This is a genomic window from Pontibacter sp. E15-1, assembly GCF_022601975.1.
Classification (GTDB): domain Bacteria; phylum Bacteroidota; class Bacteroidia; order Cytophagales; family Hymenobacteraceae; genus Pontibacter.
Genome location: NZ_JAKVIR010000027.1, coordinates 42,403 through 66,583, shown reverse-complemented (window position 1 = coordinate 66,583; position 24,181 = coordinate 42,403). Strand labels below are relative to the sequence as shown.

Sequence of the window (24,181 nt, the reverse complement as noted above, 5' to 3'; positions counted from 1 at the left end):
AGTTTATTAAACCGAAACACACCCTTTTAACCTGGAGAATGTATGCTCTTCAACTCGATTGAATTTTTTATTTTCTTCCCGATAGTAGTTATCCTGTACTTCCTGACCCCGCACAACAGGCGATGGCTGCTTCTGCTTCTGGCTAGCTACTACTTTTATATGTCCTGGAAGCCAGCTTATGCCATCATACTGGTTATTTCTACCCTGGTCGATTACTTCTGCAGCCGCACGATGGGCAGGTATACGGACGAGGAGAAAGCCCGCCGGAAACCATGGCTATACCTCAGCCTGGCCTCTAACCTGGGCATCCTGCTGCTGTTCAAATACTACAACTTCTTCAACGACAGTGCCCGCGAGCTGGCCCTGGGCCTGAATGTGCCCTACGCCATGCCCGCCTTTGAGCTGCTGCTGCCCATGGGCATCTCGTTTTATACCTTCCAGACCATGAGCTACAGCATCGATGTGTACCATGGCCGCATCAAACCCGAAAAGCACCTGGGTATCTTCGCGCTGTTCGTCACCTTTTTCCCGCAGTTGGTGGCTGGCCCTATCGAGCGCGCCGGCAACCTGCTCAGCCAGATGCACCAGTCCCACCCTTTCGACTACTACCGCATTGTGGCGGGCTTGCGCCGCATGGCCTGGGGCTTTTTCAAAAAGATCATCATCGCCGACAACCTCGCCCTGATGGTGAACGAGGTATACAACAACCCCGGCGAGTTTCAGGGCTTTTCGCTAATCCTGGCCACGGTCTTCTTCGCCTTCCAGATATACTGCGACTTCTCCGGCTACTCCGATATCGCTATCGGTGCCGCCAAGGTGTTGGGCTTTAACCTGATGGAGAACTTCCGGAGCCCCTACTTTGCCAAGACGATCTCTGAGTTCTGGGGGCGCTGGCACATCTCGCTTTCTACCTGGTTCCGCGACTACCTGTATATTCCGCTGGGCGGGAACCGGGTGGTGAAATGGCGCTGGTACTATAACCTCTTTATCGTGTTTATGGTGAGCGGCCTGTGGCATGGGGCGAGCTGGACATTTGTGATATGGGGCGCTTTGCACGGCATCTACCAGGTTTTCGGTATCCTGACCAAGGCCCAGCGCAATGGCTTCGTCCAGAAAATCGGGCTTGCCCGTCACCCGCAGCTCTACAAGTGGGTGCAGGTGCTCACGGTGTTTTTCCTCGTGTGCTTCTCCTGGATATTCTTTCGGGCCAACACGATTTCCGAGGCCTTTTATATAGTAGGGCAGTCATTTGCCGCTTTGGGGAACCTAAACCAAGTCTTTTCGCTTGACTTGGCACATGATGTGTTTATGAACCAGGGCGTTAAGGTGTTTCTGGTGTCTGTTTTCTCTATCGCCGTGATGGAGACGGTGCACTTGATCCAACGCAATGGCAGTGTCTCGGCCTTGCTCACCCAACGGCCTGTGTGGGTGCGCTGGGGGGTATACTACCTTGCCATTATCGCCGTGCTGCTATTTGGGCAGTTCGGCAACCAGGAATTCATTTACTTTCAGTTTTAGAGAATAAGGAACGTTTATGCAAACGAATAATGGAGTGAAGAAACTGTTGCTGAAGCTGACCTTGCTTGCGTTTCCGTTTATTCTGTGGCCGTTGGTGGAGGTGTTTGTGTTACCCATGAACTACTTCACTTTCAGGATATGGGAGACGATCTCCGTGAACACCGTCCGGGTGATGTCGGGCCCGTTTTACCCTAACATGCACCTGAAGATGGTGGAGGAAGGAGAACTTGCCCCGCGTACCCCCTATGCTAAAAAGCGGCTGGTAGAGTGGCGCACAGATGAATACGGCTACCGCAACTCCGACACCAAACACGACGTGCTGCTGATCGGCGACTCCAACATCACCGGGGCGAAACTGTCGCAGGACGAAACACTGGCCGCGGTGCTGGAAGACAACCTCGGCAAGCCCGTGTACTCCTTTGCCCCGGCCACTGTGAACCGTTTCCTGGCCACCGACCGGTTTGAGGAGCAGCCCCCTGAGTTAGTGATTGTCTCGAGCATTGAACGCCGTATCCCGGAGTTGCCGGCTGCGGGCGAGAACAGCTTTGGCTCTAAGGTGCGCAATTACACGGGCAACCTGATCAACGCTTCGCCCGTGCTGACGTATCTGGCCGTAACCGCCGACCGGATATCTAAGCTGGGGCTATACCGGTATACCCTCGCAACAATCGAACGCGCCACAGGAAAAAGGGAGTATATTGCCTACAACAATGAGTTCTTCATCGAAGGCGAGGTGGCTAACCGCGATTTCAGCGAGCAGGAGGTTGACCAGATAGCCGATGTACTGGAAGGTTACAGAGACGCTTTGGCCAAACGGGGCATCCGCTTTATGTTTTTGCCTATCCCCAACAAAGAGAATATCTACTACCAGTTGCTGCCCTCACAGAAAAAAGCCACTTTTTTACCCCGGTTAATGGCCAAACTAGACCAAAGAGGCGTAGAATACGTCAACATACAAGATCGCTTTGACAGCTTATACCAGCAAAAGCAGGTATCGCTATACCCAGCAGACGATGCCCACTGGAACAACGTCGCCGTAGAAGTTGCCGCGCAGTTAGTGACCAAGCACATTGCAAAAGCAAAAAACGGAGAATCCTCTAGCTCAGAACCCCATAAAAACTTAGTTAATTATACAGGAAGATAATCCCCCATAACTCCTGAAGCATACCATACATTGTTATATGACAGCAGGTGTTAGCTAACCCAACTTATGAAAATAAAGGCTAAATACGAGAAAGGCACCCGAAGACTGAAGAAGGTTTTGGGAAGAATTGTCCCTTTTAACTCTCAATACAAGCCGGCAGACGTCTGCCGCATCAGCTTAACGGACGCTTCCGTTAACAACCCGCGCGAGTTTACCCTGCACACCATCTACCCCGCGCATGTAACCAAACTCCACATCTCAGACGATTTATACCAGGCTTGCTCTGAATACTGGAAGCCCAAGAAAGAGGTGCAGACAGACTACATTGTAGTGGAAGTGCCCAACGGACGCGTATACACCGACAACGAGAGCAGCGTGGCCGTGGTGTCGCAGTACAACCGCCTGATCGAGAACGTATCGCTGAGCCTCAAGCACGGCAAAGTGACCGAGCCCGACCTCAACAACATATTTGAGCAAAGGTATTTTACCACGCCTTCGCGCTTTAAGGGGACTGTCTTTTCGATGCTCACAGGCGGGGCCGGTGTCAACAACATCGGGCACTGGTTTATCGATGTGCTGCCGCGGCTTCACCTGCTCAAAGAAAGCGGCCTGTATGACCAGGTGGACTGGTTTTATGTGCCAAGCCTGCGTTACAGCTATCAGACGGAGACGCTGGAACTGCTAGGCATACCCCAGGAAAAGATCATCTCGGGAGATGCACATGCCCATATCGCCGCCGACCGGATTATTGCCTCCACTGCCCCACGTGGCAACCACACGCTGGTGCCGGTATGGCTCTGCAACTTTATTCAGGAGTCGTTCATGCCGTATGCGGCAGAATCGCCCAGCCTGATTCTGCCAGAGGCCAAAAACCTCTATGTCAGCCGCTCCGACTCTGCTATCCGGAATGTGCTGAACGAAAAGGAACTGCTGAAGGAAATGGCCCCGTTTAACTTCGAGACCGTTGTCTCCAGCAAGCTGACGATCAAAGAGAAGATCAAGCTGTTCTCCAGAGCAGACATTGTGATGGGGGCCACAGGCGCCGGCCTGATCAGCATGTTCTTTTGCAAGCCCGGCACCAAAATGATTGAGATCTTTAACGAGGGATTTGTGGTGGAGCCGTTTTATGACATCGCCACCAAGATCGGGTTAGACTACTCGTATATTATTTGCAAGGGGCACCGGAAAGTGCGCAACTCGGGGCAAGGCCAGCGCGAGCACCTGCTCGTGGAAACCGGAAAGGTGCTGGAACTACTCCAGGAGGTAGAGGAAGCGAAAAAGGCGAAGCCCAAAGAAGTGTCCCCGCAGCGGCTGAAAGCGGTATAAGACGGTTTAATATGAAAGAGGAGGTCTGCCCAAACAACTACACAGTTGTAGGGGCAGGCCTCTTTTTTTGCCTAATGACATCCTTGTACACCTGCAATAGCAGTTGATAGTTTGCCTCGGGGGTATAATGGCGCAGATAGGTGGCACGGGCGTTCTTTCCCAGCTCCTCGCGGAAATTTGGCTTCAGCTCAAGTTCCTGCACACAGTGGGTGAGCGCAGTAGGCTGTTGCGGCGCAAAGTGCAGCCCGTTATGCTGGTCCTTCACCAAGTGTGCGGCTCCCCCCAGATTGGCGGCTATCACCGGCGTGCCGGTGGCAAAGGCTTCAATCACCGTCATCCCGAACGTCTCCAGCCACTCCGACGGGAAAATGAGCGCCTTTGCTTTTTTCAGCAGCTGCATCGTTTCCTCCCGCTTCCGGAATCCCATGTAGGTTACGCTCGGGTTATTGGCGGCATAGCGTTCTACCTGCCCTCTCAGCGGGCCATCACCAATAATCCTGAGTTTGAAAGGCTGTAACTGGTGTGCCTGCAGCAGTGTCTCTATACCCTTTTCAGGCGCAAGGCGGCCGATGTATATATAAGCATCCTCCCGATCAGGCGCTCCCTCGCCAAGGTCTTCCGTGAAATTTGGCTTAATGGCCAGCTGTTCCGGCCGCAGCCTCAGCGAGGAGTCCAGGAATAGGTCTGCCGCCCCCGGTGTCAGGGCAATGTATCTGTCTACTTTGTGCTGCCAGGTGCCCAGCATTTTATGTATGCCCGTGGTGAGCACCACAGAAGCTGTTTCGATGCGGGAGTTGCGGTATATACCCTTCGCAATCGCTCTTAGCGGAAACGTCTTGTGTATGTTCTCCAACTGCACCTTGCCGTTGTAATGCAGCACGGCGCTTGGACATAGCAGTCGGTAATTGTGCAGCGTCAGGACAACCGGAACCCGGTGTTTCTGGCATACATAAAAAACGGCCGGGGAAACAAGGGGGAAGAAGTTGTGCACATGCACCACATCGGGCTGAAAACGCAGCAGGGCATTCTCGACGGTGCGGGCGCTGCCATAATTGTATACCACCCCTAACGCCGCCATTAGCTTTTCCCCTATCGTGTTGACCTCGTTGTTGGACAGCGCCAGCTTTTCGACGGTATGGCCGTGGCCCTGCAACAGCGCCGCCTCCGCATGGAAAACGGTGTCTTCGCCGCCGGCTTGCTTGTAAAAGTTATGTATGAGTAGTATGCGCATGGAGAGTCAGGGTGAAAATCAGCAAAATGAAGTACGAAGGACCTGCCGCAGGTCTTCGGGCGTGCCTATATCCAGGCAAGTGCCCTTGTCAAAGCAGACGCTTTGCACCGACAGCCCCTCGCGGATGCCGGCTTGCAGCACCTTCCCCATACTGATTTCAAAATCCGTAACGGAGGGGTTAATTTCAGAAATCACTTTTTGCAAGTGCTGGTGCATAAACTGCGTGAAAGACGGCCCCCAGCAGGCGATGGCCCATCCATACCGTAACGCAGACTGCTCTGGCTTGGGATAGATGGCTGTCACTTGGCCGCTTTTGGAGAGGTCGACCATATCCCATTTATGCGGACGGGCCACTGGAAAAGCCCCGAGCACTACATCGGCCTGGGTGCTCTCCTGCCGCTGAAGCAACTGCAAAAACGCATCCGCAGGCTCAAAAAGAATATCCGGAAAGCCAAACATGACCTGCTTGCCTTGCACAAAATCATATGCCTGGTCGAGGGTAAAAGGTGTGCCATACGGGTGGCGCATCACGAGATAGGCAAGCGGTAGCCCCACGTGGCTGCCATCCCCAAAATACGCCGGGATGTCCCACTTGCCTTTGCGAAGGATCATGTAGGCTTGGCTCGCGCCTGCCCGTTGCATGTGCTCGAGCAGGTATTGCGCCGCCACTTTCGGGTGCGCTTCCCCATGCTCAGGATGAGGGCCCAACCCCACCGGGAACAGTTCTTTGCTGCATGGGATGGGGTCTAACCTGCTTCCAAGGCCGGCAGCGGGGATAAGGCCTACAATGTCCGTGTTTTTCATCTTATGGCTGCGCTTGCGATTGAAAGGTACCGTTATTCTGAAACAATAAAAGCTGTCGCCCGAGCCTCTGTGTATAACCACCTGACTACGAAAGCGACAGCTTAGAATTGTTGTTCCTGCGTTGCCACAGGAAAGCACAAGAGCCTAGGACAAAGATACTTCTTTTCCGGCCTTATGCTTCAGATATTGCTCCCGGGACGCATCGGTGGCTGCGCCGAAATACTGCGCCTGCTCCTCGCGAAGCTGATCAACCAGTCTTCCTTCCGGCAGAATCACGTCATCGTATGTCAGGACTTTGTCTTTCGCGATATCATGCTTCAGTACGCAGCCTTCCGCCACGCCGATTGGCAACAACCGCTGCTCAGCCGTTGTAGTGGCGTTTTCGCACAAGCCATACGTCATGTAGTGTCCGATACCGTCTATCACCTGACCTGCCTTCAGATCTGTTTTGGCGGTGGCCACGACCTCTACATAAGGCTTGCCAATCGGTGTGAGGGCTGCATCGTGGAACAATACGGCGCGGGCCACAGTGTTTGGCACTTCGAAATGGCAGAGGTGGTATGGGGTATAGAATAGATACAGCGGGCCTTCACCCAGCTTGTACAGGTTCAGGTAGTGCTGCTGAATCGGGTGGTCGTGCGTGCCCAGCACAAACACACCGGGCCCCGGCTCGGCACCTACCACATAGTCCACAATGCCAGGCCCTTCGATCAGGTCTTCCAGGGGGTATAAGTTCTGCACCACGTCTTTCAGTGACGTGCCGCCTGCCACGGTTGGCCCGTGCATGCCGCGCTTTGCCACCTGCATGCCCGTGCCATTGGCCACGATGGCCTGCTCAAACGAGATCTTACTGCCATCGGCAAACGAGGTCACCATCGCCGGGTTCTGCCCCCATTTCTTCGCGAAGCCTTCCTGCGTAGTCGGGTTACGGTATGGGTCATGCAGTCCTTTGATGTTTCCGCACAGCACTGGCTTTACGCCCAGCCCCTTCACAAAACGGAAAAGGTTCATCTCCACTCCCGGCTGATCGCCATCGGCGTTGGTAAACACAACACCAGCCTTGTCGGCATACACCTTCAGGATTGGCCCCACGGTTCCGTCCACCTCAGCGTTCATCATGATGATGTGCTTGCCGTTCTGGATGGCACGCAGCGCCACGTTCGTGCCGAATTCAACGGCACCCGTCACTTCAATCACCGCGTCGATGCCCTCCGCCTCGCACAACAGCATGGCATCGTCGGTGATGCTGTACTTGCCGATGCGGATGTTCTCCTCGAGCTGCGACAGATTGCTTACTTCCCGCACGTCCAGCACGTCGGCCTGGGTATAGGCCTGCTTGGCTTTGGCGGTGTCTCTGTTGGCGATGGCCACCAGCTCCATGCCGAAAGTATACTTACAGATTTGAAGCGCAATCCCGCGCCCCATAAAGCCTGCGCCAACCATTGCCACTCGAACAGGTTTGTTCTCGGCCTGACGCTTGGCGAGTGCGCTATCAACTAATATCATTGCTATCTCTTTTTTTAGTTTGAAAAAGTGAGGCCACTGGCGCTACGCCAGCTGCTTGCCTCCTGTTGTTGCGTTTGCCTCCTCAAAATCAGGGTGCTCCTGGTCTTTCTCCGAGATGACCTGCGGCGCTATCGGCCACTCAATATTGAATGCCGGGTCGTTCCAGCGGATGCCCCGCTCAGAGCCGGGGGTATAGAATTGGGTCACGTTATAGGTCACGTCGCTGTTGTCTTCCAGCGTGATGAACCCGTGCGCGAATCCCTCCGGCACAAAAAGCATTCGGTATTTATCGGCGGTCAGTTCCACGCCTATCCACTGCTTATAGGTTTCAGAGTCCTCGCGCATGTCAATGATCACGTCGTAGATAGCGCCGCGCGTGCAGCGCACCAGCTTCGTTTCCTCATACGGCGACACTTGCATGTGCATGCCGCGCAGCGTTCCTTTCTTTTTGTTGTACGAGACGTTTGCCTGCACCATGTTGGTGTTCAGCCCGTGCTCGTCCATTTCACGCTTGCAGTATGAGCGGCCAAAAAAGCCTCGCTCATCCTCCAGGCGCTTTACGTCTATGATGAAAGCGCCTTTTAACTTCGTTTCTGTAAAAATCATCGGTACTGGGTTAAGCGGTTTTAAATTCGGCCTTGGGCGCTGTTTTCTTGCTGTTCCACTGCAGCTGCTCGTTAATCTTATCAGACTCCTGCAGGCTTGTCAGCACTTTCAGGCGCATGAGCAGGGAGTTGCGGAAGTCGCCGTCCTTAAACTCCATTTCAGTCAGGCCATCGCGCAGTTCCGCTATCGCCTGCTTCAGCGAATACTGTGGCAGGTGGTTTGGGGCCAGCTCTTGATACAGGTCAAAATTCACACGGTACGAGCGTTTGTCCGGAGCGGCGTCTTTATTCACCGTCACCTCTGTGCCAGAAATCACCTCGCCCACGGCCTTCGCCAGTTCGTGCACCTGATAGTTCCACTCATTCGAGCCGGTGTTCACGGCCAGAAACTCACCTCCGTTAGAGGGCTCTCGGGTAACGGCCCACTCAATGGCGCGCGCCATGTCCTTTACATGGATCAGGGGGCGCCACGGGCTACCGTCGCTCAGGATATTGATTTTGCCAGTCGCCACGGCACCAGCCACAAAGTCATTCAGCACCAGGTCAAGGCGCAGGCGGTCGCTCATACCGCAGGCGGTGGCAAAGCGAAGGCACGTTACCGTGAACCCATCACCAGCCAGCGGCTGCAGGTCTTTCTCCGTCGCTACTTTAGAGCGGGCATAGGCGGTCAGCGGGTTCAACTCCGAGTCCTCTGTCTTGGCTTGCTCTGAGGCAGCGCCATACATGCTGCAGCTAGAGGCAAACACATAGTTCTTCACGCCTGCCTCTTTGGCTAGTTTGGCAATCTCGACGCTCGACTTGTAGTTCACTTCCATCGTGATGTCTTCGAACTTCGTCCCCATTGGGTCGTTTGAGATGGCGGCCAGGTGTACCACGGCATCCACTCCCTGCAGGACTTCCGCCGGGATGGTGCGCACATCGCCATATAACTGCACATCCAGTTGGCTCTCAGGCAACACAGGGGCATTCGTCAGGCAAGAGGCAAAATAAGCCATATCATACCCTACGAGGGTAGCTTCGGGGTGCGCGGCGCGCAGGCGCTCTACCACGCCTGGTCCCACATAGCCCATATTTCCGGTAATCAGAATTTTCATATCTTGTGTAATTGCTTTATTTAAGAAAGGGATAAGGATTTTTTGCAGGATGGGTTAGTTCACTGCGTTCGCCAGTTTATGATTCCAGACATTCCAGGGGGCTTGTTCTTTTTGCCATAGCTCCTCCAGCACATGCTTGTCGCGCAAGGTGTCCATCGGCTGCCAGAACCCTCTGTGGCGATAGGCGGAAAGCTCTCCTTCCTCGGCTAGCTGCTCCAGTGGCTCGCGCTCCCAGGTTGTGGTGTCGTCCTCGATGTAGTCAAATACGCCTGGCTCGAGCACAAAAAACCCGCCGTTGATCCAGGGCATGTCGCCCCCTGCCGGTTTTTCCTTGAACTGGGGCACTTTGGTTGATTCTGAGCCGAGGGTAAATGCCCCGAAGCGGCCAGGCTGCTGCACGGCAGTCAGGGTAGCCAGGGTTCCCTGCGCTTTGTGGTACTGCACTGCCTCTGATACGTTCACGTCACTCACCCCGTCTCCGTAGGTCAGGCAGAACGTCTCGTCACCTACATACTCCTGCACGCGCTTCAGACGGCCGCCTGTCATCGTGCCTTCGCCGGTGTCTACCAGCGTCACTTTCCAGGATTCGGTGTTGTTTTTATGCACCTCCATTGTGCTCTTACGCATGTCAAACGTCACGTCGGAGTTGTAAAGGCTGTAGTTGGCAAAATACTCTTTAATCATATGGCCTTTGTACCCGCAGCAAATCACGAAATCGTTGATGTTGTGATGCGAGTAGATTTTCATGATATGCCAAAGGATGGGCTTACCGCCAATCTCCACCATTGGTTTTGGGCGCACGCCGCTTTCTTCACTGATTCTTGTTCCGAAGCCGCCAGCCAGAATAACTGCTTTCATATATCTATAAGGGTTTTAAGGGTGTTAACCTGAGTTTATGGACCGGGAAAATTGCACTGCCTGTGCTACCGGACTTTTTGTTAATACGAAGATTTATATATTTGGATGTTTTAAGAGTTGATTTTGCAAAAATTTTTATGCACCCGTTTTAATGAGGCCCGAAGTTTCCTGATTCACGCTACCGTAAGGCATAAAAAAGCTGACTGCACAACCGGGTCATCTGCCATTTGGCGATAAACACGGTCGTGCAGTCAGCTTCAGTTGGTATAGATAGAAGGTATGACCACTTGTAAACAGCTACTTTATTCCTGATCCCTTCTTTATCCATCAACTCCCTGTCTTATCAGCAATTTTGAGTGTTAGGCTACGCGAGCTTTTTAGGTTGCCCCTGCAACAGTTGTTTCAGCGTAAGCAGAATAAACATGCTGTTGGTATACAGATATCGCTTCCAAAGGCGACGAGGCTCCTGCCACAGTCTGTACGTCCACTCCAGCGACAGGTTACGTGCCCATGCCGGAAGTCTTTTTTCCAGGCCGGCATACGTCATGTAGGCCTGGCCCACGCCCAGCATACAGGCCTTTACCCTTCCTTTGTGTGCTGCCATCCAGCGCTCCTGCTTCGGGCAACCCAAGGCGACGAAAACCAGATCAGGTTTAGCCGCATTGATCATGGCTGTTATATCTGCGTCCTCATCATCACTGAGTTTCCGAAAAGGGGGCGAATAATAGCCTGCTATTTTCAGATCGGGCAACTCCTGCTTCGCCTTTGTAGCCACAGCCTCCAGCACCTGATCCGTAGAACCGTAGAAATAGACTGACTTTCCGCGGGCCGCCGCCTCTTGCAGCAGCCGGGGCAGCAAATCCATACCTGCCACTCGCTCCTGCCGCTGCCCATAAAACAGCCTGGCAAGCTTCGCTACGGGGTTTCCGTCTGGGGTAGCCACGTCAGCGTTGTTCAACACGTCGTTAAACTCCCGGTCCTGGTATGCCTCCATAAGCATGTGCACATTGGCAAAGCATACATAAGAGGAATCCTTGTGATTAGACAGCCAAAATATGTGCTCTACAAAGTCGTTGAAAGACCCGGCAGAAATTAGGGATGTCAGGAGTTTTCGCTTCCGTGTTAAAGGCGGCGAGGGTATGGCAGAAACAGTTTCTAACTCTGAAGTAGCGTTAAGTGTACTAGTATGCATTTTTCTCGCCTTTCACCATGTTCCAAACTGTCAGGAAAATAATTTTCATGTCCATCATGAAGCTCCAGTTCTCCATGTAGCGCACGTCATACTCCACGCGCTTCTCCATAAGCTTCAGCTCTTTGGTTTCGCCTCTGAAGCCGCTCACCTGGGCATACCCTGTGATACCCGGCGTAACGAAATGGCGCATCTTATATTTGGTGATCAACTTCGAGTAGTGATCCAGCTGCGACACCAGGTTAGGCCGTGGGCCTACAACGGACATGTCGCCTAAAAGCACGTTGAAGAACTGCGGCAACTCATCCAGATTGGTTTTGCGCAGGAAACGGCCGACACGGGTAATACGCGGGTCGTCTTTGGTGGCTTGCACTTCCGTCAGCTTGTTTACTTTCATTGTCCGGAATTTGTAGCAGACAAAGAGCCTGTTCTTTTTGCCCGGACGCAACTGCTTGAAGAAGATAGGTCCCTTTGACTCGAGTCGGATCGCCAGGGCAATCAGCGGAAGCACAATCGGGAAGATCAGCAGAATTACGGTCAGCGAGAAGGCCACGTCAAACAGGCGCTTCATCACACGGTTAGAGGCAATCTCCAACGGCTCACGGCGGATGCTGATCATCGGCACGTTGTGGTAGAAGTACATGTTCACGTCTTTCTGCACGATGGCGCTGAAATCAGGCACAATGCGGAAGTACACGAAGTTGTCGTCGGCAAACTCGGTGAGGTCGTCAATCTGCTCCTTGTTATTGAGCGGCAAGGTATAGTACACCTCGTCGATGCTGTGCTGGAGGCAATACTCCTTCAGGTCGTCCACGCCGCCTTTCACCTTACTGCTGTAAGGGCTGAGGGGATCTGCGTTGTCGTCGAAAAAGCCCATGAACTTCGTGCCGAGGTCGTCGTTGGCGTTCAGTGTCTGGTGCAGCCCCATGGCGGCCGGGCCTGTTCCTACGATCACGTAGCGGGTATGGGCCACGTCTGACTTCGTGAAATAACGGTAGGCAAATAAAAGCAGCAACCTGCTGAAGCCAATCAGGAGCGCGGTGGAAAGGTAGGTATAGAGCAGCAGCAAACGGGAAAGCTCCTCAAGGTTGAACACCACAATGCAGCTAGCCAGAATGAAGGCATGCAGAATGAAGGCGTTTATGAGGTTAGACAGCCGTCGGTCGCAGGGGAAGAACCCGTCTACGCGCACCATGAAGTTAGAGAAACCCGAAACGATCCACCACACGAGGGCAAAAAGCACGAAGAAGATGTTGTACTCCTGCTGAAGATCAGTGGTGCCGTAGCGGATAATGTTCGAGAATTTAAATGCGGATGCTATAAGAGTTACATCTAGAATTAACAGCATTACTCTGTTAAAACTGTAGTAGTGTCGGAACCTATTCATAATCTGAGTGTAAAAATTCTATCATAAAGTAAATTAATTAAATCCTGCTCCCTTCAACAACCCAAAACCAACCATTACCCATTGCTGATGAGCCATTTAGGTAGCAGTAAAAACTTAGTGTATCGGCCGAGCGTTCGGCCCTGCTTAAGAACGCACTTGCCTACAAATGAGCGGGACATTTAGGTCCAATAAATTGTGGGCTGAGTGGCATATAAGACTCGATCCAAAATACGGCGATGCTCCGCGGAAGGTTTGTGATTTTGCCTACATTTATTAAGAAAAGCGAATGAATAAATATATTACAAATCTAATATTAAAATATTTTAAATTAACTATATTAGTTGTTTAGTGGTCGAAATGGCCTTTTTTCGACTTTCGGGAGCACCCGTCTCCTTAAACATATAAATTGAACTATATTCATACCCTTTCTGCTTCATTTTGCTACTCCCTTCCCTTCCCCGATGCATGAACGGCTGAGTGGCCGGCATATTTTACAGCCCCTTTTTAGCGTGCGCAAGTTAGTACAGAATCCTGCAAAAACATATTTAACATCAAAATAGTATATTTTTAACTATACCAATAAACCTGAATATCACTTCAAGGGCAACTTCTAAAAATTATTCAATAAGCCATAATACTTATATATATGTTGTAGTATATAAAATATACTATATTATTAACATAAGATAAATTTTTCAAAAAACAAGCTTAAAGGTTTTAAAACCACTATTTTGAGTGAAAATAAATTTTACTTATTTCGCTATGTCTTCTACTTTATATTCTTTTATATTTATAAGATTATAAGAGATAGGGCTGCTTAATAAATTATATTCCTATTGATCCAAAAAAAATATCATAATAAGATATTGAACTTAAATGAGTCAATAAGAATTAAGCTTCCAACCCTAGTAAATAATTGATGCGCAATTTGTATTTGTTTCTGACGATACGCAGGCAACGACCGCTTCATGTATGGATTTCTCAAAATGAATTTTCACTGATTTGAAGAGCGTCTAGCCCGTTGTTACCGGGCAAGGTCTTTCAGTCCAGTTTTTTCACTTAAACTCTTTTATAGTAAAATTTTTACCGCCAACTTATATGCAGCCGAATTTCAAGTGCTTTTTGCTCATTTTATTTTTTGGAATGTGCAGTTGGTTTCCAGGCACTGTCTACGCAGCACAATGTATACCCACTGTCACTACCTCCGGAAATCTGTGCAATAACGAGGGGGTGCGGCTTACCTCCAGCGAGGCTACGGGTTACCTCTGGTCCACAGGTGCCACGACCCGGTTCATCACGGTAACAGAAGCGGGTGAGTACTGGGTAAAAACAGTGCAGGCCGACGGGTGCGAGGGCACCTCTGAAACGGTATACATTGCCGGCACCCCGGACGCCAGCGTGGCCGACCCAATCGACTTTTTCACCTCGTGCAGCTCTACCGGCGGTAGCAACAGCTTCGTGCTGACCATCGAGAACACCTCGACCACCAAGCCCTCCAACAAGAGCTACAGAATTTCGTGGGGCGATGGGGTAACGGAGACGCTGGGCAAAGACTTCGAAAGCGCCACCCACTCCTATACCACTTCTGGCTTCTTACAGCTTCAGGTGGAGGTAACGGGCGAAAGTGGCTGCACCAGCACCACCTCAGAGCGGGTGTTCATAGGCAGCAACCCAAGTCTGGGGCTAGCCAGCCGGGGCAACACTAACGACTGTCTCCCGGCAACCTATACCTTTGATGTGCTGAACACAAGCGAGAACTCCCCCCTGACGGTTTACACGATAGACTTTGGCGACGGCACGCCCGTATTGTCCTACACGCACGCAAACCTCCCGAAAGCAGTAACCCATACCTATGAGGTGTCGTCGAAAGACGCGCCGAACAGTGCTTTCACGGTGACGGCCACGGCCAGCAACCCTTGTGGCTTCACGCCCGCCACCGTGGGAGGTGTCAAACTATCCAAAGGCCCTGAGGCTGGCTTCTTCATTGATAAGGTTACAGGCTGTGTGAATGTGCCGGTGCAGCTCAAGGACATGACCATAGTTGGGTATAACGCCAACACCGTGAACCCCAGCGCGGGCTCCGCCTATACCGTGGAGTGGGAGATCCTGCCGGCAACAGGCTGGGATTACCGCTCTGGCGGAGGCTCCGCCAAAAACCCCTCCGTCGTGTTCCGTGAGCCGGGGACTTATACCATCCGCATGACATCCACCCCGGTTGGCTCGGGCACAACCTGCAAAAGCAGCTCCTTTGAGAAGGTTTTTGTGGTGAGCGATCTGGCTACCGCCGATTTCGAACTGCATGGGGACGGTTCCTGCGCCCCTGCCCTGTATACAGTCCAGAACAACTCCACCGGCCAGGATCTGCAGTTTGCCTGGCGCGTGAGCCCTGATACAGGCTGGGCGTTTGCCGAGGGCTCCGACGAAACCTCCGAAAACCCGGCGTTCCGCTTCACGAAGTCCGGCAGCTATACCATCTCCCTGACATCCAGCAACACCTGTAGTACCGAAGCGAAGGAGAAAACGATCGTGGTTCAGGACAAGCCGATTGTGTCGCTGCCGGGGCCGCAGCTGTACTGCGGGCCGCAAACCCTTTCCTTCACCGACACCAATGCCAACCACCGCCCGACGTATGACCCACAGTCCGGCACGATCAGCCAATACAACTGGAGCATAACAGGGCCCGCCCCGGTCTCGTTTGCGGATGGCACAGACAGTGGCTCGGCATACCCCTCTATTCATTTTGACGCCCCGGGCAAGTATATCGTCAGCCTGACTGCCACCAATGACTGCGGTGCGTCGGAGGCCGCCACGCAGGAAATCACCATTGGCAGGGTGCTAGTGCTGGAGGCCAACTCGCCCAACCCTATCATCTGCTCCGGCGAAAGCACCACGATCAGCGTGAACGGAGCAGACACCTATATATGGGAGGCAGCCGAGGGCCTGAGCGCCACCACCGGAAGCACCGTAACCGTGAACCCGAAAGTGACGACAACCTATACCGTGAAGGGCACAGACAGCGAAACGGGCTGCACCAGCTCCACCACGTTCACGGTGGAGGTAAACCCTTTACCCGAAGTCACGGTGAAAACCGATGCCGCCGCCATTTGCTATACCCAGGGCGAAGCCACGCTGACCGCCTCCGGAGCCGACACTTATACCTGGTTTCCGGCCACCGGCCTGAGCGCCACCACCGGCAACGCGGTCATCGCGAAGCCCCTCGAAACAACCACGTATACTGTTACCGGACGAAACTCCCTGACGGGATGCATTAACTCCGCCACGGTTACGGTTACCGTCACGCCCCTGCCTATCGTGGAGGCGGGTCCGGATGTAATCGTCTGCAACGCCCCGGTGCCCACGCAGCTGCAGGGAAGCCCGGCTGGCGGCATCTGGAGCGGCCCTCACGTTACGGCCTCAGGCTCCTTCACCCCGCCATCCACGCTCGGCGACTATGAACTGACTTATACCTACTCCGGCCCGTCTGGCTGTAAGGCGTTTGACAAGCTCACCGTGACGGTAGAGCCTGTGCCAACTGTGGAGGCAGGCGATGACGCGGTGGTATGCCACAACAGCGGTTCCTTCCAGCTAAATGGACTTCCGGCGGGCGGTTTCTGGTCTGGCTCCAGCCATGTGACCAGAAACGGCACCTTCACCCCGGATGCAGTCGGCACCTTTACCCTCGTGTATACCTACGGCACTGGAAGCTGCGAGAATCAGGACCAGGTGCAAGTGAAGGTCAATGCGTTGCCAGACGCGCCTGCCGCTTCCGGCGCCACCATCTGCCCGGGCTTTGGCACAGTGCTGACCGTTGAAAACCCGTCGGGTATCATTGCCTGGTACGATGCCCCGGTTGGCGGCAAGCTGTTAAGCAATACGGCAAGCTATGAAACCCCCGTGCTGGCACGGACGACTTCGTACTATGTGGAGACAACGATTGAGGGCGGCTGTACCAGCGTCAGGAGACGGGTTACGGTAACCGTGCGCCCGCCCACGCCAGCACCGACAGTAGCGCCTGTGGCCCTCTGCGGTCCGGGCAACAAGGCTGTGCTCGTGGCACAGGGCAGCGCCACCGTGTATCAGTGGTTTGACGTTGCTACCGGTGGCAACGTGATTTTCGAGGGGAAAGCCTTTGAGATTGAGGCCCTGAACGACAGCAAGACCTACTATGTGCAGGCAAGCATTGAGGGCTGCCTGAGCCCACGCACAGCAGCCATCGTGACGGTATACCCAGTGTTAATGAGGAACACCCTGACGCCTGTAAGCGTGATCTGCGCCGGCCAAACCCCCGAAGAGATATTAGGATCCAAGCCAGAGGGCGGCAATGGCACCTATACGTATGTATGGGAGAGCAGCACGGGCACTGACCCAGGCTTTACCGTGATTCCGGGTGCCACAGCTCAGCATTACCAGCCCAAGGCCCTGCAGCAGAACACCAGATACCGGCGGACAGTGAACTCCTCTGCCTGTACGGACGTGTCGGAGATTGTGGAGGTGACCGTGACGCCAGCTATCAGCAACAACATCATCCGTGATCCGCAGACCATTTGCGAAGGCGAGATACCGGGCACTTTTGTGGGAGAACAGCCCGAGGGCGGCAGCGGAAGTTATACCTACCTGTGGGAGAGCAGCACAGACAACCGCCTTTTCACCGCCGCCGCCGGCGAGATGAACACGGCGCAGAACTATACCGCGCCTGAGCCCCTCACGGCAAATACATGGTATCGCCGTGTCGTGAAATCCGGCACCTGCGACAACGACGAGAGCGCCGCCGTGCTCGTGACGGTGCAGCCTGCCATACGCAACAACCAGCTAACCCAGACGGACATCACCCTATGTTACGGAGAGACGCCTGCAGTGCTCACCGGGGTCAAAAACCTGTCGGGAGGCAACGGCACCTATACCTATCTGTGGGAGATCAGCCTGGACGGCGAGACGTTTGAAAACGCCCCCGGCACCCGAACCAATGCCAGTTACAGTGCCGCAGCCCTCACGCAAACGACGTGGTTCCGCCGTAAAGTGATGTCTGGGGAATGTTCCAGTTATTCTACGCTTCTGAAAGTAAGCGTGGCGGAGGCCATCAGCGACAACCAGATCAGCGAGAGCCAGACGATATGCGAGGGCGACGAACCTGCCCCTTTTTCTGGCACACTCCCATCCGGAGGCTACACGGCTGAGCAGACCAACAATGGCTATACCTACGCTTGGGAATACTCGACTACCGGGGAGAACGGCACTTATCGTCCGGTGCCGCTGAACAGCCGTGGCCGCGACCTGAGCCACGGAAGGCTGACAACCACCACCTGGTTCAGACGTCTTGCCTTCACGCCCACCTGTACCGCGATTTCGAACGTGGTACAGGTCACCGTGAACCCGCAGATCGCGAACAACACCATCGTGTCGGGGCAAACCATCTACTCGGGCCAGGTGCCCGCCCCCCTGATCGGCTCCACGCCCACCAGCGGCGACGGCAGGTATGTATACCTCTGGGAGTTCAGCGAGGACGGCACAAACTATACCTCCGCCCCCACCCCAAACACTGGCAAGAACTACTCTCCGAAGGCCCTGACAAACGACACCTGGTTCAGGAGAAGGGTATACGCCGGCGGGTGCGAGGTTGTGTCTAACGAGGTGAAGATCACCATCACCCCGGCCGTGGGCAACAACAACATCCAGGCCGACCAGGTCATCTGCTTCGGCAACGTGCCTGCTCCCCTGCTCGGCTCCGACCCGGTGGGCGGCATGGGCAGCTATACCTACCTCTGGCAGCAAAGCACAGTTGGCCCGGCCACCGGCTGGTATACCGCCACAGGTTCTGGCAACACCAAGAGCTACTCCCCGCACGCGCTCACGCAGGAAACCTGGTTCAGAAGAATCGTTATCTCAGACACAAACGCCGACACGAGCGCCGCGGTCATGGTTTCGGTGAAGCCCGCGATGAGCAACAACAAGATCAGCACCAGGCAGACCATCTGCTTTGGCACAGCTCCCGCCCTCCTGACTGGCACGTTGCCGAACGGGGGCAGCGGCAAGTATACCTACCAGTGGGAACAGAGCACGACAGGCGCATCGGGGGGATTTACAACGGCTCCCGGCCAAAACAACCGGCAGGACTATACCCCGGCCCCGCTCACCAACACCACCTGGTTCAGGCGCATCGTCACCTCCGAGTCGTGTGAGGCGCTGGTGAGCGCCGCCGTGCAGGTGACGGTTACCCCGTTGCCGCAGGCTCCGGTTGCGGCGGGCGCGTCGGTATGCGCAGGCAACAGCGCCACCCTAACCGCCACCGGAAACGGAGGCCGCCTGGAGTGGTATGCCAGTGCCTCCGGCGGCGATCCGCTGGCGATTGGCGGCACCCTCCATACCCCGTCCCTCAACCATACCACCACCTTCTTTGTGCAGGAAGTGGCCCAGTCGTGCGCCAGCGAGCGGCAGGCCGTAACGGTGCAGGTGGTCGAAAGTGAGGTGTTTGCCGGGGAGGATGTGACCGTGGTGAAAGGCCGCAGCGTGCAGTTGCAGGCCAGTGGCGGCCTTACCTATTCCTGGGCGCCGTCCACAGGCATGGACAACCCCGCCATCGCCAACCCGTCGCTCACGCCCGAGACGACAACCGTGTACACGGTAACCGCCACCACCGCCGAGGGCTGTACCTTCAGCGACCAAGTGGTGGTGACGGTGCTTCCTTTTGTGAATGTGCCCAACACCTTCACCCCGAACCAGGACGGTATCAACGATACCTGGGAGATTGAGAACATCACCAAATACCAGAACTGCCGGGTAAAGGTGTTCAACCAGTGGGGGAACATGGTGTTTGCCTCCGAAGGGTATAAAGAGCCTTGGGACGGCCGGTTCAAGGGTAAGGAGCTGCCCATCGCCACCTACTATTATATCATCGAGCTGGGCCAGAACGAGAAACCGATTTCCGGGAGTGTGACTATTGTAAAATAAGTATAGGATGAACAGACTTTTAGCCTTCGGTGTGTGTGTGCTGCTGACAGTTGGCCAGGCGATGGCACAGCAGAAGCCGCAGTATACGCAGTATACCCTCAACAATTACCTGCTCAACCCCGCCCTTACGGGCATTGAAGACTATGCGGATGTAAAGCTCGGCACCCGGCACCAGTGGTCAGGGCTGGAGGGCGCCCCCGAATCTTACTACCTCACGGTACAGATGCCCCTTAACAAGGACATGTCCTCCTCCTACAGGGGCGTTTCCAACTCAGGGGAGCGGCCGAAGGAGGCGACCACCAAGAAAACGAACATCTACCGCCGCGTGCGGCCGCACCATGGCTTGGGGGGTATGGCCATGTCCACGCGGACGGGCCCACTGAAGCGCGGCACGTTTTCGTTGAGCTATGCCTACCATCAGCCTATTACCCGAAACCTGCGCATCGCGGCCGGGGTGGCACCGGGCATTATCCAGTACAGCCTGGACCCTTCGTACGTGACCACCGCCAAGACCAATGACCCCGCCGTGGTGGATGGCCGGGTCAACGAAGTGAAGTTTGACTTAAACATGGGGATTTGGCTGTATTCAGAGCAGTTTTATGTGGGGATGTCCGGCGCGCAACTCGTGCCCAGCAAACGGGACCTTATTTATACCGGTTCTGCCGAAAACAACAAGGGTGAGCTGCAAAAGCATTACTTCGTGACGGGCGGTTATCGCTTTGACCTGACGCCGGACGTAACGCTGGTGCCTTCCGTGATGGTGAAGATGGCCCAGCCCAGCCCTGTATCCGTGGATGCCACCGTGAAGGCCCTATTCAACAGCCGCCTCTGGGTTGCGGCAACTTACCGCCACCAGGAATCTGTGGCGGCCATGGCCGGGCTAAACATCAGCCCCCTGCTTGACCTGGCATACTCGTACGATGCGGGAACCTCTGCACTGGGCAGCACCCATGCCGGAAGTCACGAGGTAGTCCTGGGCTTCAAGATACGCAACACCCGAAAAGTCATCTGCCCCCGTTGGGCCTGGTAAATATTAAAGTTGGTTTAGTTTTAGATTATAAAAAAGGCAGCTATTTTAGTTGCCTCTTTTATTTACTGCCAATGCCAAATGCTGAGACCCGAGAGGGATAGGGGCAATAACATAAGGATGGGCTAAGGGTATACCCTAAGCTTACGGCCAGAAATGATTGCGCGTGGCGATTGCCAGAGCGCGGCGAACCGCTCATTAAACACGATGTGACTTATACAAACTGATTGCCATATGCTGCTTAAAAAGATAGTTGGAATATTTTTCGGAGTGCTGTTCCTCACCTTTGTAGTGATGCAGTATAACGATCCGGACCCTGCGATTTGGATGACGATTTATGGGATAGCCGCGGCGCTGAATTTTATGGCCGCCTTCCGAACACCAAGGCAATCGATATTTTTACTGGCAGCGGCTGTTTATATAGCAGGAGGGATCTATATGTGGCCAGCCCGGTTTGAGGGCGTGAGCATTGGGGCCGGCGATATCAATAACATTGAGGAGGCCCGGGAGTCGCTGGGGCTATTCCTGTGCAGTCTGTCTTTCATGGTCTATATAGTGTTGGCCAAGGTAACTAAACACCCTTCTGAAAAGGCACTGTAGGGTAGTGAAGACAGCTTGCTTTGCACGCTGAAACATTGCGTGTTTAATTCTTATAAAAAGAGAGTGGCCAGCAGATTGAATTGCTGGCCACTCTTAATATATAAATTTCAGACAATAGCATTAAGCGATCTGCTCTGCCTTGAACCCGGCTTTCTCCACAGCACGCTGAATGGCTTGCGCATCAAGGGAATCGGTTTTCACCTCGAGCACTTTGTCTGCGTTTGCGGTGTCCACTTGCCATTCTTCTACCCCCTGAAGTCCTTCAAGATGGGGCGTTACAGCCCGAACACAGCTTCCGCAATTAATGGTTGTTTTAAATTTGTAGGTTTCCATATTTAACATAATTATTAAACTAAACAATTTATTTAAACATTAGAGCTTTTTTGCCCGCAGCCGAAGGCTGTTGCCCACCACTGATACGGAGCTTAAAGCCATCGCTGCTCCTGCAATCATTGGGCTCAGCAAAAACCCGGTGAAGGGATATAAAAGCCCGGCAGCAATTGGTATACAGATCACATTATAGAAAAAGGCCCAGAAAAGGTTCTGCCGGATGGTGTTTACTGTGGCCTTGGACAACTTTATGGCATTGGCCACCTGCCTTAGGTCTGAGCGCATGAGCGTGATCCCGGCCACATCCATCGCAACATCGGTCCCCTGGCCCATCGCGATACTAACATCGGCCGTGGCAAGTGCCTGTGCGTCATTTATACCGTCGCCTACCATGGCCACCCGTTTGCCTTCCGCCTGCAGTTTACTCACGGCTTTGGCCTTGTCGTCGGGCAGGAGTTCCGCCTGATAATGCTCCAGGCCCACCTGACGTGCCACGGCGGCAGCCGTCTGCCGGTTGTCACCTGTCAGCATGTATACCTCCAGCCCAGCCGCTTGCATGGCTTTGATTCCAGCCGCTGCCTCGGGTTTTATGGGGTCGCTTACGGCAAACACGGCCAGGGCCTGCGTGTCATCGGCAAAGAAAATAACGGTTTTGGCATCTTCCTGCAGCTGCCTTGCCGTCTGTAGCAAGTGCTCTTCCACCTGTATGCCCACTTGGCGTAACAGCTTTTCGTTGCCCGCATAGTAGCGCTTGCCCTCAAAATCAGCTTCTACGCCTACCCCTGTCAGACTGTTAAAATAGTCCGGCTGTATGGCCTGATACCCCTTCTCTTTATAGTATACATAGATTGCCTGCGCCACCGGATGCTCTGATTGCGCCTCCAATGAAAAGAACAGCTTTTCCAGTTGCGCATGGGCCGCCTGGTGGTCTGCCCATACCACATCGGTAACAGAGGGCTTGCCCAGCGTGATCGTACCGGTCTTATCCAGAACCACTACATCCACATGATGCGCCCGCTCCAGGCTCTCGGCGTCTTTTATCAGGATGCCATTCTCAGCTCCACGCCCCACACCTACCATAATCGCAGTCGGGGTTGCCAGCCCAAGGGCGCAGGGACAGGCAATCACCAGCACCGATATAGTGGACAAGAGCGCTTCCGACAGATACGCCTGCCCGCCAAAAACCAGCCATACCACCAGCGTGAGCACCGCGATGGCCAGCACGACCGGCACAAAGATCCCCGCCACCTTGTCTACCAGCTTCTGGACCGGGGCCTTGCTGCCCTGGGCTTCCTGCACCATACGTATAATATGGGCCAGCATGGTTTCGCCGCCTGTTTTAAGGGCCACAAGCTGTAGACTCCCTTTTTGGTTGATGGTTCCGGCAAACAGCATGTCGCCGGGTTGCTTTTTAACCGGTAGCGGCTCTCCACTCAACATGCTTTCATCCACATAGGTGGTGCCAGTGGCTACCTCACCGTCCACGGGCACACGCTCGCCGGGGAGCAACAGCACCTTGTCGCCCAGCTGCACGTCTTCTATTTTCAGTTCCATCTCGGCATCGCCCCGCACCACGCGCACCGTTTTTGGCTGTAGCCCCATCAGCTTTTTGATGGCGGAGGAACTCCTGTCTTTGGCATTTTCCTCCAGGTACTTACCCAGCAGGATAAAGGCGATAATCACGGCAACGGCCTCATAGTACACGTGCGGCATTAGGCCACGGCTGAGGAAAAACTGCGGGTAAACGGTATTGAAAAGGCTGAAAAGAAAAGCGATACCCGTGCTGAGCGCCACCAGCGTGTCCATGTTGGCCCGGAAGTGTCTGGCCTGTGCCCAGGCTCCCACAAAGAAGCGCTGCCCAGCCCAAAGTAGTACAGGCGCCGTCAGGAGCAGCATGACCCAGTTGCCCCAGGCAAACGTGTCGTGAAAGAACATACCCATGACAAAAACCGGCAAAGCCAGCGCACCCGCCACCACGGTCTTGCGGCGAAGCGTTTTAAGGGCTGTAGCCTGCCGCTCGTCCAGTTCTTCCTGCGTGGTGCCCTCAAGCAGTATATCAAATCCGATCTCCTGCACGGTTTGGCGAAGCTGGGCCTCCGACACCTTTTTGGGGGCATAGGCAATCTGCACCGTTTTACCAGCAAAGTTCACGTTCGCCTCTTTTACGCCATCGCGCGCCCGTAACATGCTCTCTATACTGCCCGCACAGGAGACGCACGTCATGCCCTCTACCGGAAATGTGCTTTTCTTTACTTTATCTTCTGTAGTCAAGGTTGCCATACATCTGCTTGATTTTCTATACAAAGGTACGTAAGTGAGTACACGGATGTGTTACATAATTCGCTTAGCCAGTTACATGTTTCCCATAAATCTGGCGCGCTTTTCAACTGACCTATGGGATGTTTTGATAACTGGGAGCCTGCGTTTAGGTTTAAATAATATTCTATTTTAGAATTGCACAATTTTCACATCCAACAGTCAGAATAATTTTATATTTAATCTGACTATCAGGTGTTTCGCGCCAATATTTTAGCTAATTTCACACTTTAAACAGCAGTCGATTGGCAGGTAAGCGCTCCTTACTTATACATGCAGACTTGTAATTTCACCATACTGA

General features: G+C 53.9%; 16 protein-coding genes. 6 read left to right on the top strand and 10 right to left on the bottom strand.

Translation table 11 applies throughout. The features are described 5' to 3' along the window. Positions 1-42: 42 nt before the first annotated feature. The 3 genes from MKJ04_RS17935 (at position 43) to MKJ04_RS17925 (ending at position 3,988) form a co-directional block, all read left to right on the top strand. Positions 43-1,518 (top strand): MBOAT family O-acyltransferase, encoded by a 1,476-nt coding sequence (locus tag MKJ04_RS17935; protein WP_241643045.1) that lies wholly within the window; start codon positions 43-45, stop codon positions 1,516-1,518. A gap of 16 nt (positions 1,519-1,534) precedes the next feature. Further along, positions 1,535-2,662: an alginate O-acetyltransferase AlgX-related protein gene (locus tag MKJ04_RS17930; RefSeq protein ID WP_241643044.1), complete on the top strand. Its 1,128-nt coding sequence runs from the start codon at positions 1,535-1,537 to the stop codon at positions 2,660-2,662. Positions 2,663-2,728: 66 nt separating this feature from the next. Continuing rightward, positions 2,729-3,988, top strand: coding sequence for a glycosyltransferase family 61 protein (locus tag MKJ04_RS17925; protein ID WP_241643043.1), 1,260 nt, complete (start codon positions 2,729-2,731; stop codon positions 3,986-3,988). Between the two features lie 37 nt (positions 3,989-4,025). Here MKJ04_RS17925 and MKJ04_RS17920 read toward each other — a convergent pair whose 3' ends face one another. The 8 genes from MKJ04_RS17920 to MKJ04_RS17885 form a co-directional block, all read right to left on the bottom strand. After that, positions 4,026-5,219: a glycosyltransferase family 4 protein gene (locus tag MKJ04_RS17920; protein ID WP_241643042.1), complete on the bottom strand. Its 1,194-nt coding sequence runs from the start codon at positions 5,217-5,219 to the stop codon at positions 4,026-4,028. 18 nt (positions 5,220-5,237) lie between these two features. Beyond that, positions 5,238-6,023: an NDP-sugar synthase gene (locus tag MKJ04_RS17915; RefSeq protein ID WP_241643041.1), complete on the bottom strand. Its 786-nt coding sequence runs from the start codon at positions 6,021-6,023 to the stop codon at positions 5,238-5,240. Between the two features lie 144 nt (positions 6,024-6,167). After that, positions 6,168-7,529: an NAD(P)H-dependent oxidoreductase gene (locus tag MKJ04_RS17910; protein WP_241643040.1), complete on the bottom strand. Its 1,362-nt coding sequence runs from the start codon at positions 7,527-7,529 to the stop codon at positions 6,168-6,170. A gap of 42 nt (positions 7,530-7,571) precedes the next feature. After that, the gene (gene rfbC, locus MKJ04_RS17905) at positions 7,572-8,135 is read right to left on the bottom strand and encodes a dTDP-4-dehydrorhamnose 3,5-epimerase (RefSeq protein ID WP_241643039.1); all 564 of its coding nucleotides are present in this window, start codon (positions 8,133-8,135) and stop codon (positions 7,572-7,574) included. 10 nt (positions 8,136-8,145) lie between these two features. After that, the gene (locus MKJ04_RS17900; RefSeq protein ID WP_241643038.1) at positions 8,146-9,228 is read right to left on the bottom strand and encodes an NAD-dependent epimerase/dehydratase family protein; all 1,083 of its coding nucleotides are present in this window, start codon (positions 9,226-9,228) and stop codon (positions 8,146-8,148) included. Positions 9,229-9,282: 54 nt separating this feature from the next. After that, a complete protein-coding gene (rfbF, locus tag MKJ04_RS17895; RefSeq protein WP_241643037.1) occupies positions 9,283-10,086 on the bottom strand; it encodes a glucose-1-phosphate cytidylyltransferase in 804 nt (267 codons plus the stop codon). Positions 10,087-10,450: 364 nt separating this feature from the next. After that, on the bottom strand, positions 10,451-11,080 hold the full coding sequence (locus MKJ04_RS17890) for a WecB/TagA/CpsF family glycosyltransferase (protein WP_241643036.1): 630 nt from the start codon (positions 11,078-11,080) through the stop codon (positions 10,451-10,453). A 187-nt stretch (positions 11,081-11,267) separates the two neighbouring features. After that, positions 11,268-12,623 (bottom strand): undecaprenyl-phosphate glucose phosphotransferase, encoded by a 1,356-nt coding sequence (locus tag MKJ04_RS17885; RefSeq protein ID WP_241643035.1) that lies wholly within the window; start codon positions 12,621-12,623, stop codon positions 11,268-11,270. A 1,269-nt stretch (positions 12,624-13,892) separates the two neighbouring features. Between MKJ04_RS17885 and MKJ04_RS17880 the strand changes: the two genes are divergently transcribed. From MKJ04_RS17880 to MKJ04_RS17870, 3 genes are all read left to right on the top strand, one after another. Next, positions 13,893-19,607: a gliding motility-associated C-terminal domain-containing protein gene (locus tag MKJ04_RS17880; RefSeq protein WP_241643034.1), complete on the top strand. Its 5,715-nt coding sequence runs from the start codon at positions 13,893-13,895 to the stop codon at positions 19,605-19,607. A gap of 7 nt (positions 19,608-19,614) precedes the next feature. Beyond that, positions 19,615-20,637 (top strand): type IX secretion system membrane protein PorP/SprF, encoded by a 1,023-nt coding sequence (locus tag MKJ04_RS17875; protein WP_241643033.1) that lies wholly within the window; start codon positions 19,615-19,617, stop codon positions 20,635-20,637. A gap of 231 nt (positions 20,638-20,868) precedes the next feature. Next, a complete protein-coding gene (locus MKJ04_RS17870; protein ID WP_241643032.1) occupies positions 20,869-21,234 on the top strand; it encodes a transmembrane 220 family protein in 366 nt (121 codons plus the stop codon). A gap of 120 nt (positions 21,235-21,354) precedes the next feature. Here MKJ04_RS17870 and MKJ04_RS17865 read toward each other — a convergent pair whose 3' ends face one another. Further along, positions 21,355-21,567 carry a heavy-metal-associated domain-containing protein gene (locus tag MKJ04_RS17865; protein ID WP_241643031.1) on the bottom strand — a complete coding sequence of 71 codons (213 nt, stop codon included), beginning with the start codon at positions 21,565-21,567 and terminating at the stop codon, positions 21,355-21,357. Positions 21,568-21,606: 39 nt separating this feature from the next. Further along, positions 21,607-23,844: a heavy metal translocating P-type ATPase gene (locus MKJ04_RS17860; protein ID WP_241643030.1), complete on the bottom strand. Its 2,238-nt coding sequence runs from the start codon at positions 23,842-23,844 to the stop codon at positions 21,607-21,609. Positions 23,845-24,181: the final 337 nt, after the last annotated feature.

Coding starts and splice junctions, on each gene's coding strand:
- MKJ04_RS17925 (WP_241643043.1), top strand. CDS start 2,729: ATGAAAATAAAGGCTAAATACGAGAAAGGCACCCGAAGACTGAAGAAG.
- MKJ04_RS17910 (WP_241643040.1), bottom strand. CDS start 7,529: ATGATATTAGTTGATAGCGCACTCGCCAAGCGTCAGGCCGAGAACAAA.
- MKJ04_RS17890 (WP_241643036.1), bottom strand. CDS start 11,080: ATGGAGGCATACCAGGACCGGGAGTTTAACGACGTGTTGAACAACGCT.
- MKJ04_RS17870 (WP_241643032.1), top strand. CDS start 20,869: ATGCTGCTTAAAAAGATAGTTGGAATATTTTTCGGAGTGCTGTTCCTC.
- MKJ04_RS17900 (WP_241643038.1), bottom strand. CDS start 9,228: ATGAAAATTCTGATTACCGGAAATATGGGCTATGTGGGACCAGGCGTG.
- MKJ04_RS17875 (WP_241643033.1), top strand. CDS start 19,615: ATGAACAGACTTTTAGCCTTCGGTGTGTGTGTGCTGCTGACAGTTGGC.
- MKJ04_RS17915 (WP_241643041.1), bottom strand. CDS start 6,023: ATGAAAAACACGGACATTGTAGGCCTTATCCCCGCTGCCGGCCTTGGA.
- MKJ04_RS17935 (WP_241643045.1), top strand. CDS start 43: ATGCTCTTCAACTCGATTGAATTTTTTATTTTCTTCCCGATAGTAGTT.
- MKJ04_RS17860 (WP_241643030.1), bottom strand. CDS start 23,844: ATGGCAACCTTGACTACAGAAGATAAAGTAAAGAAAAGCACATTTCCG.
- MKJ04_RS17885 (WP_241643035.1), bottom strand. CDS start 12,623: ATGCTGTTAATTCTAGATGTAACTCTTATAGCATCCGCATTTAAATTC.
- MKJ04_RS17930 (WP_241643044.1), top strand. CDS start 1,535: ATGCAAACGAATAATGGAGTGAAGAAACTGTTGCTGAAGCTGACCTTG.
- rfbC (WP_241643039.1), bottom strand. CDS start 8,135: ATGATTTTTACAGAAACGAAGTTAAAAGGCGCTTTCATCATAGACGTA.
- MKJ04_RS17920 (WP_241643042.1), bottom strand. CDS start 5,219: ATGCGCATACTACTCATACATAACTTTTACAAGCAAGCCGGCGGCGAA.
- rfbF (WP_241643037.1), bottom strand. CDS start 10,086: ATGAAAGCAGTTATTCTGGCTGGCGGCTTCGGAACAAGAATCAGTGAA.
- MKJ04_RS17865 (WP_241643031.1), bottom strand. CDS start 21,567: ATGGAAACCTACAAATTTAAAACAACCATTAATTGCGGAAGCTGTGTT.